This window comes from Bacillus sp. EU52, assembly GCF_037964975.1.
Taxonomy (GTDB): domain Bacteria; phylum Bacillota; class Bacilli; order Bacillales; family Bacillaceae; genus Bacillus; species Bacillus subtilis.
In genome coordinates this window covers 369,353-383,294 of record NZ_CP150177.1, presented here as the reverse complement: position 1 = coordinate 383,294, position 13,942 = coordinate 369,353, and the positions used below count along the sequence as shown (strand labels likewise).

The 13,942-nt window shown below is 49.7% G+C and carries 1 protein-coding gene and 1 pseudogene; both read right to left on the bottom strand.

Translation table 11 applies throughout. The features are described from left to right. Positions 1-43 precede the first annotated feature (43 nt). A pseudogene (gene srfAB, locus NSU05_RS01990) lies at positions 44-3,136 on the bottom strand (surfactin non-ribosomal peptide synthetase SrfAB); the annotation flags it as partial. 12 nt (positions 3,137-3,148) lie between these two features. Continuing rightward, positions 3,149-13,912 carry a surfactin non-ribosomal peptide synthetase SrfAA gene (srfAA, locus tag NSU05_RS01985; RefSeq protein WP_339204397.1) on the bottom strand — a complete coding sequence of 3,588 codons (10,764 nt, stop codon included), beginning with the start codon at positions 13,910-13,912 and terminating at the stop codon, positions 3,149-3,151. Positions 13,913-13,942: the final 30 nt, after the last annotated feature.

Sequence of the window (13,942 nt, the reverse complement as noted above, 5' to 3'; positions counted from 1 at the left end):
ACGTCTGCTCCTCCTTGCTTTCGTTCTCTTCCAAATACAGTGCCAGTTCTTGAATAGTCGGCTTTTCAAAAAGCACTTTTATCGGAACTTCCTTATGAAAATGCTCTTGAATTTTCGCCGTCATCATCATCGCTTTCAAAGAATGGCCGCCGATCATAAAGAAGTTATCGGTAACGCCTGCTTTGACGCCGAGTATTCCTTCCCAGATCTCCGCTAATTTCTTTTCACTCTCTGTTTTTGGTGCTGCGTATTCCGGCTGCACGGCTTCTGATTGCGGTGCAGGCAGTTCCTTTTTGTTGATTTTCCCGTTTGGCGTGAGCGGCAGGCTGTCCATTTGAATCAGGTGGGCAGGGACCATATAGTCAGGCAAAGACTGAGACAGTGTTTTTCTCAGCTCACTCACAGCCACTTCACGATCCGCCGTGAAGTACGCGCAAATTTCATTTTCGTCTGCTTTGTTCTTGCGGATGATCACCGCGGCTTCTGTCACATGCTCAGCCATGTTCAGTTTTGTTTCAATTTCGCCAAGCTCAATTCGGAAGCCGCGCACCTTCACTTGGTTGTCGATTCTGCCTAAAAATTCGATATTGCCGTCCGGCAGCCATCTTGCCAAGTCACCAGTGCGGTAAATTCTCTCACCCGGTCTGAACGGGTCTTCCAGAAATTGCTTCTCCGTCAGCTCAGGGAGATTGACATACCCACGCGCTACACCGATTCCGCCTACGCAAAGCTCACCAGGCGCGCCGATTGGCTGCAGGCATTGCTGCTCATCCATAATATAGGCAGTGGAATTTCCGATCGGCTTCCCGATTGGGATAGAGCCCCCATACTCACGGTCGATCAGAAAACTGGTTGAAAACGTCGTGTTTTCTGTCGGGCCGTATCCGTTCCACAATGAAAGCGACGGCGATGCCTGTTTTACTTTGCTGACAATATGCGGGACAAGGGCATCTCCGCCGATGATTAAATGGCGCAGTGTGCCGAACATACCCGCATCCTTTGCAGCAAGCTGGTTGAATAAAGGTGATGTCAGCCACATCGTCGAGATTCTTTGCTCACGCAGAAATGCAGCAAATTGTTTCGCATCAAGCAGCGTCTCTTTTTTGACCGGATAAAGCGCTGCGCCATTCAGCAGTGCGCCGAATACCTCAAACGTTCCGGCATCAAAGCTGACAGCTCCCGTTTGCGCCATGCGGTCCTCTTCAGTAACAGGAACGTACCCGGCATTTTTGACGAGGCGCAGAATGCTTTTATGTTCGATCATGACGCCTTTCGGTTTGCCCGTTGAACCGGATGTGTACATGATGTACGCCAAATCAGACGGGGCGGATGGCAGGTTGAGATTGTCAGCCGCTTCGCTCTCTTCAAAGCCTATGTCCAGTGTAAGAACCGGCACCTGCAGCTGATGTGCCTGCCCTGTATAAGAATTTCCGGTCAAAACCATTCGAACGGAGCTGTCCTCTGCCATGAAACGAAGACGATCCCCAGGAAGCGCTGGATCAAGCGGCACATATGCGGCGCCTGCTTTTAAAACAGCCAGCATGCCGACAACGGTTTCTACTGAGCGGTCGTTCATAATCGCTGCTGTTTCCCCTTTTTGAAGACCTTGTTCGACAAGCTTTCTCGCCAGACGGTTGGCCGCTGCATTCAGCTCGCGGTACGTCAGCTCGGTTCCTTCATATACGACGGCAGTGCTCGCCGGCGTCCGTTTTGCTTGCTCTTCAAACACCTGATGAATAGCCATTCCTTCAGGGAGTTCGGCTTTCGTGCTGTTAAACACCTCGACAATTTGACGCTGCTCTTCGTCTCCCACAAGCCCGTACTCACGCACAAAAGCGGCCGGCTGATCGACAGCTGCTTCCATCATGCGGGTAAGGTGCTCCGCTGTCCGTTCGATAAAAGCGGAATCAAAGGCGGCTCCGTTATATTTAATTTTGACGGTCCATGTTTTGCCTGGATACACAATCAGGTTGAAATCGAAGCTCGTTTGTTCAAATGCGCTTTCTACCTTAATTGAAAACCCGAGGCGGTCTTCCATGCTGCCGTTTTCAAGCTCTTGATCAAGCGGATAATTTTCAAACGCGACCAGATGGTTTAAGAGATTGCCATCAAGAGCTGAGCGTTTTTGAATCTCATAGAGCGGCACGTAATCGTAACGCTCTGCCTCTACTGCATGCTGCTGAACAGCTGTGAAAATATCAGCGAATGCAGCATCTCGTTCAACTTTCACCCGCACTGGAATGGTGTTGATAAACAGCCCCGCCATCGTTTCGATTCCGTTGATTTCAGACGGTCGGCCCGAGACGACCGTTCCGAAGACCACATCATCCGTAAAGTTGTATTTGCTGAGAACAATGCCCCAAACGGCCTGAAATAGGTTAGGCCCTGTCACTTGATGGAGATTTGCGGTTTGCTGAATACGGGCAACCAGTGTTTCGTCCCATGTAAAGGAATATTCTTTATTGACGTATTCGTCTTTTTTCACAGGCAGGCGGCCCGGGAGCACGCTTGGCTGTTCAAAACCCGCCAAGCGCTCGCTCCAGTAGCTCTCCGCTTCTTCATTGTCCTGTTTTCCAAGCCATTTGATGTAGTCGGAGTAAGGCTTGCCTTGACCGTTTGCCGGTGTCCTTCCTGCTCTGAGCGCTTCATAGTTTTGGAACAGGCTTTTCATGAGGACGCCCATGCTCCAGCCGTCCATCATAATATGATGATTGCTCCAGACAAGATACAGCTGATCTGCAGCAAGGCGGAAAACCGCCACCTTGAACAATATGTCTTTTGCCAGGTTAAAGCCTTGGCGCTGAACGTCTTGTTTGTAACGCTCAATGTGCTCCTTCTGGCGGTTCTCGTCTGCATGACTGATATCCTCATAATGCACCTTTGTTTTGCGTTCCGCTAACACGACCTGACGCGGTTTTTGCAGCTGCTGATGCACAAATACCGTACGGAGAATATCGTATGACCGAATCAGTTCATTGACGCTTTTCTCAAAGATTTCAAGATCAAAAGCGCCGTGAATCCCAAGCTCTAATTGTGTGAAGTACGAGGAAGAATGCGGATCAAGCATCGCATGATACAGCATTCCCTCCTGCATTGGTGTCAGTGCGTACACCTTTTGAATCGATTTTTTGCTCATATGCCACCTCTATTAGAAAATTTCCATTAATTTATCCAGCTCATCCAGCGTCAAATCGTCGTCACCAAGATCACTCGGGGTCAGTTCCGTACCGTCTTGAGATAGGCAATGTTCAATGATTCTGAGAAGATGCGCTTTAAAGCTGTCACTGAATGTTTGTACTGTTTTTTCATGAAATTCAAGAGAATGATAGGCCAGTGACATCGTCAGTTTTCCGTTTTCGATATATCCGACAACATCCAGCGCATTCGGTTTTTCTGTTTCAGGGCTTAATGACTGTCCTGATGGCAGCTCTGATCTCGTAAACAAACCTGCATCCGACATTTCGTCAAACTGACCTAAATAGTTGAAGCTGACATCCGGCTGAATCGAGAACGCCACATCTTCTTTATGTTCGGGTGCCGTCAGATAGCGCAGAATGCCGTATCCGACTCCCTTATTCGGCACATGTCTGATATCTTCTTTCATTTGCTTCAGCTGGTAGCCCAGATCATCCGCATGCTTCATATCGAGCACCATTGGGTACATACTTGTAAACCAGCCGACTGTGCGAGAAATGGTCAGGTCTTCTATGATTTCTTCACGTCCATGCCCCTCTAAATGAACACTTACTCGATCTTGACCCGTCCACTCCTTCATTGCCAATCCGAATGCCGTCAGCAAAATATCATTCATTTCTGTGTGATATGCCTCATGCACCTTTGTGGTGAGCTGTTCTGTCTCTTCAGCAGTCAGCGAGAATTCAATTGTCTTTGTATGTTTCATTCGCTGATCACCAGATTCGCGGTCTTTCGGAAGCTTTGCCGCGACAGCTTGTTCTTCAAGCTGTCTCCAATACTCTTTTTCTTTCAAAAAGGCTTTGGAGTTCGCGAAGTCTTGCAATCTCTCTGCATACTCTGCAAATGAATGTGTTTTCTGCGGGAGAACCGGTTCATTGCCTTGCTCAAGCTGTGTATATACCGCGGCGAAATCCTCCAGTAGAATCCGCCACGACACGCCGTCAACCACTAAGTGGTGAATGGCAAGAAGCAAGTGGTCTCCGTCTTCCGCTTGGAACAAGCCTGCTTTTAACAAGCCGCCTTCCTGCAAGTCGATGCTGCTTTGCAAACGCTCCGCTTCTCTCTCTATTCGGTCTTCGTAATCTGCAGCTTGGCCCTCAATCTGGATGACCTCCAATTGAGCTGAAGCAGCTTCAAGACCTCTGTTGTATTGAATGACGTCTTCCTGTCCCTCACGATAGACCATGCGGAGCGCGTCATGATGCTCGATCAGCGCCTGCAATGTTTTCTCCACCCGTTCAGGATCAAAGCCCTTCGCGGCGTGAAGCATCACCGATTGGTTCCAGTGGTGCTTGTTCGTGAAGTTCTTTTCAAAGAACCAGCGCTGGATCGGCGTCAGGATGACTTCGCCCTCTACCGGGCCTTGGTCTGCCTGTTTGCCTTCGGCACGCTCTACATATTGGGTAAGCTCTTCGATCGTCGGATGCTGGAAGAGATCTTTCATTTCCAGCTTCCAGCCGTGCTGATTCAAGCGGCTCGCCATTTGAATTCCTTTGATGGAATCTCCGCCAAGCGAGAAGAAATTGTCGGTGACACCGACTTCAGACATTCCAAGCACGTCCTGCCAGATGCCGGCAAGCAGTTCTTCCATGTCGGTCGTTGGCGCTTTGTATTCTCCGCTTCCCGCTTCGATGTCCAGCTCAGGCAAGGCTTTGCGGTCCACTTTGCCGTTTGCCGTAACCGGAAGCTCGTCCAGCGTCACCCAGAACACCGGGATCATGTAATCCGGCAGGGTTTCCTTCAGTGCTGATTTCAGTACTTCTATGTCAGCTGTTTCCGGTGTGACATACGCCGCGATCGCTGTGTTGCCTCCTTTATCTTTGACAGCTGTCACCGCCGCATCCTGCACCTCAGAAAGCTGTGCGAGCTGGACTTCAATTTCTGAGAGCTCGATCCGGTAGCCGCGGACCTTGACCTGCTGGTCGATCCGGCCGATGTATTCGATGCCGCCGCCCGTCCATTTCACCAAATCGCCGGTGCGGTACATGCGCTCACCCGGCACAAACGGATCAGCGACAAACCGCTTCGCGGTTTCGTCTTCTCGATTCAGATAGCCGCGTGCCAGTCCGCGCCCCGCCACGCAAAGCTCTCCGGCTACGCCTTCCGGCTGCACCTGATTGCCCTCGCCGAGAATGTATACTCTCGTATTGGCAATGGCCCTTCCGATGGAAAGCGAGCCTTCCTCCGGATGGATTTCTGCGCTTGTGGCAACGACCGTATTTTCTGTCGGCCCGTAGTTGTTGATGAGCGTGTACGGCTTTTTCACTGCGCGCTTCAGCTTGTCTCCTCCAGTAAGCAATACGCGAAGTGATGTGTTCTCAAGCTCCATGAACTGTTCCGCAAGCTGTGTCGGCAGGAACGTGATCGTTACGCCGTTCGTTTCAAAATAATCGTTCAGGCGGACGATATCGAGGCGGATCGCTTCATCAATGACGTGAAGCTCGGCACCGATCGTCCAGGTCGGGAACATCTCCCAAATGGAAGCGTCGAACCCAAAGCCCGCGTACTTCGCACTGCGGTCCTCCGCTGTCATGCTGAACGCGTCGTGGTGCCAGAAGCACAGGTTCACAAGCGCATGGTGTTCGACCATGACACCCTTCGGCTGTCCGGTTGTTCCAGACGTGTAAATCATGTACGCCAAGTTCTCCGCGGTTACAGCGGTTTCTGGATTTCCCTCGTCGTTTTCATCAAGCGGCAGGCTTAGAATTGTGCGGCTTCCGTCGAGAAGAATGACATCTCCCGTATAGCTGTCCGGCACTGAAATGCCTTCCTGTTTCAAGAGAAGCTTCGCGCCGCTGTCCTGTAAAATATACTCAATCCGCTGATCCGGGTAGTCAGGATCAATCGGCACAAACGCCGCTCCGGCTTTCAAGACGCCGAGCACCGCGGCGGACATTTCAAGCGACGGCTTCGTGAGAATGCCGACGCGGTCATCCGGGCTAATGCCGCAGTCCATCAGAATCCGCGCGAGACGGTTTGCCTTCGCATTCAGCTCGCCGTACGTCCAAGACTGGCCGTTATATGTGACAGCCGGGCGGTCTTTGTGGCGCTGGGCAGTCTCTTCGAATAGCTGATGAACCGTTTTGTCTGTCGGCACAGGCAGCGCTTTGCCCTTCCATGCCTCAAGAAGCGCTTGCTTTTCTGTCTCGGTGACCAGTGACAGGCTGGAAAGCAGCTGGTTCGGGTTCCCAGTAACATCATCTAAAAGCTCCATCCAATATTGCTTCCATCGTTCAATCGTTTCCTGCTTAAACAGAGCTGTATTGTATTCGAGTACGAATGTAAGCTCTCCGTCGGTTTCGTCAGCCGTCAGCGTGAGGTCAAACTTGGCTGTTTTCCGTTCAAACGGATGCGGCTCAAGCTGAATCCCTTTCATTGTTAAATCCTTTATATTCGCATTTTGCATTGAAAAAACTGCATCGAATAACGGATTTCTGCTTGTGTCACGCTGAACCTGAACATTTCCGATCAAATCCTCAAGTGGGTAATCCTGCGCATCAAAAGCGCTGAGTGCCGTTTCTTTCACTTCGTTAAGATAGTCAGCAAACGTCTTTTCACCCTTCGGATACGTGCGCAGCGCCAATGTATTGACGAACATTCCGATGACGCGGCTGACGTCCGCTTGAGATCGTCCGGCCACAGGTGAACCGACGATGATATCGTCTTGCCCGCTAAGTTTTGATAAAAATGCACTGTATGAAGCCAGAAGCACCATGTAAAGCGTGGAATCCGTTTCTTTTGCAAGCCTGCGCAGAGCATCAGCTTTGCCTGCTTCTAATGAAAATGCAATGCGGTCTCCCTCAAATGTTTGAACGGCAGGCCGACTGTAATCGGTCGGAAGCGTCAGCACCGGCAGCTCTCCGTCCAGCTCCTTCAGCCAATGCTCTTCTTGCTTCTTGTAAAGCTCAGACTGAATGAACTGCTGCTGCCACACGGCATAATCCTTATATTGAATACGGAGCGGCTCAAGGGTTTCTCCGTCGTACAGCTTTGAAAGCTCCTCAATCAGCACACCGACAGATGCACCATCAGAAATAATATGATGCATATCGAACAGCAGCACATGCTCAGTGTCTGAATGCTTGATAAGCCCTATTCTGAACAGTGGAAGTTGGTCGATTTTGAAAGGCTTAATAAACTCAGAAACGATCCGCTCTATCTCTTCTTCCGGGGCTTCGAAATAGGCTATCTCACACTCAGCCTTTTCCCAGATCCGCTGCACCGTTTCTCCATCTTTTATTTCAAACGTGGTTCTCAAGGCTTCATGACGCTGCATTAACTGCTGCATGACGCTGTTAAGCCTTTCTACATCAAGCTCACCTGTCAGGCGCAGAACCGCCGGCATGTTATAGCTCGTTTGCGCAACCTCAAGCTGCTGAAGCACGTACATCCGTTTTTGCGGTGAAGAAACAGGATACGTATCTTGTTTCTCTGCCGGGCTGATACTTGCGGCTGTCCCTTTTTCAGCGGAGGCAATCACCTGTGCCAAGCCCTCAACCGTCGGTGACTGGAAGAGATCCTTGAGTGACAGCTCAACGCCCAGTTCCTGATGAACCAAGGCAAGCATCTTCATGCCTGCTAATGAATGTCCGCCAATGTCAAAGAAGTGGTCATAAGCGCCGACTTGTTCTGCCTGAAGTACCTGTGCCCAAATGTCCGCGACTTTTTGTTCCGTTCCATTGCGTGGCGCAACATATGAAACACCTCTTGAAACGTTGGCATCAGGAATCGGCAGCGCTCTCCGGTCAATTTTTCCGTTCCCTGTCAGCGGCAGCTCGTCCATTTGGATAAACACCGCAGGAACCATATATGCCGGCAAGTCCTTCGCAGCATGCTCTCTCATCTCTTGTGATGAGATGTCTCCCTCTCCGACATAGTAAGCACACAACAGTTTATCTCCCGCTCCTTGATCAACGGCAAGCACAACACTTTCCTGAACACGATCATGGGTTTGCAGCTGATGTTCGATTTCTCCAAGCTCGATGCGCTGTCCGCGAATCTTCACCTGATGGTCGATTCGCCCGATAAATTCGATGTCGCCATTCGGCAGCCATCTCGCAAGGTCTCCCGTTTTATACATGCGTTCGCCGGATGTAAACGGATGGGGAACAAATTTCTCCTCAGTCAGTTCTGGACGGTTGTAATAGCCTTTCACGAGACCTTCGCCGCTGACGCAAAGCTCTCCGGCAATCCCGGCAGGCTGCACGTGTCCCGTACGGTCAAGAATGTATACTTCCGTATTGCTGACCGGTTTTCCAATCGGAACAGACAGCGTGTGCTCCTCCAATTCATCAACCGGATGATACGTCGCGAAAACCGTGCTTTCAGACGGCCCATACATGTGAAGAAGCTTGCCCTTTCCAACCGTTTGCAAAGCTTTTCTGACATGCTCAACCGAAGCCCGTTCCCCGCCAAACATAATCTTGCGAAGCGTTGACAAGCATGCCGGATTCAAGTCCACAAGCAAGTGGAACAAAGCGGTTGTAATCATGAGAATGCTGATGTTCTCCCGTTCAATGACGTGGGACAGGCGAGCCATGTCCAAAACGGTTTCCTTCGGTATCAGCACCAGCTTGGCTCCGTTTAACAAAGAGCCGAACATATCGAACATAAACGCGTCAAACACGTAATTGGAAAGACCGAGAATCGTATCCTGTTCTGTAATGCTGAGATAATTCGTTTCCTTCACCGTGCGGAGAATATTGGCATGTGTCACGATATTCCCCTTAGGTGTTCCAGTCGTTCCGGAAGTATACGTCAGGTTGGCCATTGCTTCAGAATCAAGAGGCAGTGCGAGATTGCGCGCATCGGCATGATAGCTTTCTTCCTCATCGGCTAGCACGATAACGCCCTTAAATTCCGCTTCTTCCGCCAAAGCCTTTAATTTCCTCTGAGTGAGAAGCACCTTTGCTCCGCTGTCACGGAAGAAATGCTGCATCCGCTGAATCGGATGTTCCGGATCGATCGGAACATAAGCCGAACCTGATTTTAATACTGCCAAGATCGACACAATCATATCCATTGACCGCTCGCATAAGACAGCCGCTGTCCTGCTTTCGCCAGCTCCAAGAGAAAGAATGCCGCGGGCTAAACGATTGGCCCGTTCATTCAGTTCACGATAAGTGAGTGATTCGCCTTCATATTGAAGCGCAGTGTGGTCTGGCGTATTCGCCGCTTGCTCCTCAAACAGCTGAACAATTGTTTTGTCTTTCGGATAAGGTGTTCTGCCCGGGTTAAACTGCTGAATTTGCGAAGCAGCCTCCTCTTCAGAAAGAAGCTTATACTCAGAAATCGGCTTCTCTGGATCAGCCGCAGCATCTTCAAGCAAACGCGCAAAATGCGTAAGCAGCCTGTCTGCCGTGCTTTGTTTAAACAGCTTTGTGCTGTAATCCAAATCAAGCTCAATGCCTTCATCGGTTTCTCTCGCCTGCACCGTCAAATCAAATTTGGCAATCTTGAAATTGGTCTCATGAACAGACAAGGAAAGATCGCCGACAGCCGGAATGCCCTCTGTCGCGTTTTGAAGGCTGAACATCGTGTCAAACAGCGGATGCCTGCTAACATCACGCGGGATGTTCAAATCTTCAACAAGCCACTCAAACGGATAGTCCTGATGAGAAAAGGCATCCAGCACCCGTTTGCGGACACGCGAGATCAATTGGGTAAACGTCTCATCCTGCTTCACCTCACTGCGAATCGCAAGCGTATTGACGAACATCCCGATAATGCCCTCTGTATCGGAGTGATTTCTGCCCGCTGACGGTGTCCCGACAATGATGTCATCCTGCCCCGTATACTTTGACAAAAGCGTATAGTAAGCGGACAGCATCACCATATATAAAGTGGCGCCGTTTTGTTCAGCCAAACGATTGAGGCGATCCTTTACCCCCGCATCCAGCTTGATTGACACCCGATCCCCTTCAAAGCTTTGGACAGGCGGTCTTGGATAATCGGACAGAAGCTGAAGCACCGGGATCTCTCCTGCAAAGACTTCCTTCCAATAAGCCTGGTCCTTCTTGTACCCTTCAGCAGCCTGTCTGCTTTGCCATACAGCGTAGTCCTTATACTGGAGACGAAGATCAGGAAGCTGTTCGCCTTTATAAATGCGTGCTAACTCCTCCAGCATAATGCCAATGGATACACCGTCAGAAATCAAATGGTGCATGTCAAACAGCAGCATATGACGGTTCTCTTCAAGCCCCAGCAAACCGATTCTGAACAGCGGAGCTTTCGCCAAATCAAATGTCCGAACGAATGAAGCCATAATTGCCTCATCTGAGCGGCCGCCTCTTTCAATCATTTCGATGTTGAAATCAACGCTATCGTGAATTTTCTGTCTCGGCGTGCTGTTTTCAAGAACAAATGATGTTCTCAATGACTCGTGGCGTCGGATTAATCCCTGAAATGCGCGCTCCAACTTTTGAATATCTAAAGGCCCTTCCAGAATTGCTGCCGCAGGCATGTTGTAGCCGACTCCCGCATCCTCGAACTGGCTGACGATATATGTTCGCTGCTGTGCCAATGAAAGCGGGTAATGCTCCTGTTTTTCAGCAGGTTCAATCACCGCAAAAGCTTTGCTTTCTCTGTGATCAGCTTCCTCTGCAAGAGCCGCAATCGTCTGATGCTCAAACAAAAATTGAAGCGGAATCTCAATGCCTGTTTCCTTATGAATCTTTGTTAAAAGGGTCATGGCTTTCAATGAATGTCCGCCAGTTTCAAAGAAATTGTCAAAGATCCCCGCCTTCTCAACGTTCAGCACGTCCTGCCAAATGGCTGCGATTGCTTTTTCAGTCTCATTTCGAGGCGCTGTATAGGCAGTGCCGCTGACAGCCTTCACTTCTAGTGCAAACAGCTTGCGGCGGTCGACTTTGCCGCTTGGCGTAAGCGGAATTTCTGTCACTTCTGTAAAGTAAGCCGGCACCATATAGTCAGGAAGCTGTCTGGCCGCATGCTCCCTCAAGCCGGCTGGCGCAAATTCGCTTCCAGGCTTCTGCACAACATATGCGCAAACCTCAAGGTTTCCCTGCTCGTCAGGGCGTGCCAAAACAACGGCTTTTGCAACGTCTGGCGCCTGCTGAATCACGGCTTCAATTTCCCCAAGCTCAATCCGGTATCCGCGGACTTTGACCTGGTCGTCCTCTCTGCCTAAATATTCAATTGTTCCATCTGGAAGCCAGCGCACCACGTCCCCGGTCCGGTACATGCGATCGCCCGGCACGAATGGATCTTGTAAAAACTTCTCTTCCGTTAATTCAGGCAAATGTAAATAGCCTCGGCCCACACCGTCTCCCGCGATATAAAGCTCACCCGCCACGCCTTCAGGCTGCAGCCGGCCTTTTTGATCCAAAATATATAAGCGGTTATTCCCCAGCGCTTTCCCGATCGGCACATACGCTGATTGAACTGCATTCTCAGGGATAACCGGATGAACAGACGCGTCAACGCACGTTTCAGTCGGCCCGTACACATTAGTCAAACGCGGCGCTGTGCCGGCTTCTTTAAACAGCTTCAGCAGCTTGTCCGCAACAACAGATGACAGGCCTTCTCCTCCGATCAGCATGTGCTTCAGTTTTAGGCCTTCAAAATCGCCCGCTGCTGCCAGCATTTGCAAATGAGCCGGTGTTCCATCCGTCGCCTCAATGCTGTTTCTCCGATAATATGTAGCAAGGGCGGTCCCGTTCGTCACTGTTTTCTTCGGTACGATATAAAGGGTTTGTCCCAAAAGAAGCGACGCGAAGATCTGCTTCACTGACGCATCAAAGTGGAACGGCGCAAGCAATGCCATCCGCAGGGTTTGGCTGCCGCTTTGGTAAATCGTCTGCTGCAGAGATTCAACCAAATGATGAACCTGGCGATGCTCGATCATAACGCCTTTCGGACGTCCGGTTGTTCCCGATGTGTAAATAATGTAGGCAAGATTCCGCGCGTTTACATCAGCCTCCGTCATATCGTCTGCACCTTCCGCAATTGCCTGATCTAAGTCAATCAGCTCAGCATCGGCTTCAGGCGCTGCAACCTTCGATTCAGTCAGGATGAAGTCCGCCCCGCAGTCCTCCAAAATATATTGAATCCGCTCTGCAGGAAAACCCGGATCAATCGGCACATAGGCTCCGCCGGCTTTTAAAATTCCCATGATAGCTGTAATCATCCGTTCAGAACGTTCAATCAAAACCGCGACAGGACTGTCCGGGCCAACCCCTTTCTGTTTCAGCACATTGGCGATGCGTGCAGATTGCTCATGTAACGTTCGATAGGACAATGTACGATCTTCGAATACAACCGCTGGATGATCTGAAAGCTGCTCAGCCTTTTCTTGGAACAGTTCCGGGATCGTCATGTCCTTACGGTAGCTCACAGATTTACCGCCCGCCCTCGCAAGCAGCTTCTCTTTCTCCGCATCAGAAATCATCGTTAATTCATCAATTGTATGTTCTGGATGCGTTAACGCGTTCTCCAGCATTGTAATCATGCGCTCACAAATCATGTTGATTTCTTCACGTGAAAATAAATCAGTGCGGTAATCAAAATCTATGGTGAGTTTCCCAGTATCCCATCGATCCTTCACATGGATCGAGACATCATTTAATCCGCTGCCGCTGAAAATCGGCTCAGTCAAAAAGGCAAGGTCCTCTTCTTTTTGCCACTGCATCACCTGATATTCAAGAGAAACAGTAAACAGCTTGGTCAGAGAGCTCTTTGTTTCACGCAAATCGTTGATCAGGAGATTATACGGGTACTTTTGGTGGCGGAGTGTCTTCATGAGATCCTTCATCCGGTCTTTGACAAATTCTAAAAACGCCTGCCCGCCGTCAATGTTTGTCCGAAGCGGAACCGTAGAAACAAACATGCCAAGCATCTGCTTCTCTTTCGCATTTGTCCGGTTGCCCATAAAGGTTCCCGTCACAACATCATTTTGGCCGCTGACCCTGTACAAATAGGCGGCGAGCAACGATTGAAATACCGAAAGAACACTGACTTTATTCGCCTCACAAAACGACAGAATCTGCTGATGTAGCGCTTCAGGCACATCTTTAGAGAACCTCTCAGCATCTAAACTTCCCCCTGCGGATGCATTCCGTTTCAAGGAAACAAGTTCAGGCACCGATTCAAATTGTTTGTTCCAAAACGCCTTGTCCTTTTCAAACCGCTTCGATTGAGCATAGTCCTGTTCAGATAAAACATGATCGATAAATGAATGCGAGATTCCTTCTTTTGCCTCTGAGCCGCTGGCTAATTCTAAATAAATGTGCATGATCGCATTCCCGAGAATATTCATGGAGATACCATCAGAAATCACGTGATGAACATTTGCGTAAAACCATACTTCATTTTCCTTTATGGTGAACAAGGAAAAACGGAATAAATCACAATCGTACAACGGCAAAGGTTTTTTCGTTTCCTCCCGGCTCCATTGTGAAATAAACTCTATCGCATTCGGATCTTCAGTAGTGTCAGTATGTTTTATATCAACAGGCCGATACTCGCTAATATATTGTACAGGCTCCCCGTTTTCATCTAGCCGCAACCGAAGGCGCATGGCGTCATTTCTGCGAATAAACTCTTGAATCGCCTGCTCAACAAGCACATAATCAATCGCATCAGCTGAAACCAGCTTACCAATCCCCGCAAGATTTGAAATGCTCGTGTGAGGATAAAATTTTTCTGTGTACCAAATTCGTTTTTGTGCATCCGTTAAAGGATAAAAAGTTATTTCCATATTGTCATACCTCCCCTAATCTTTATAAGC

Coding starts and splice junctions, on each gene's coding strand:
- srfAA (WP_339204397.1), bottom strand. CDS start 13,912: ATGGAAATAACTTTTTATCCTTTAACGGATGCACAAAAACGAATTTGG.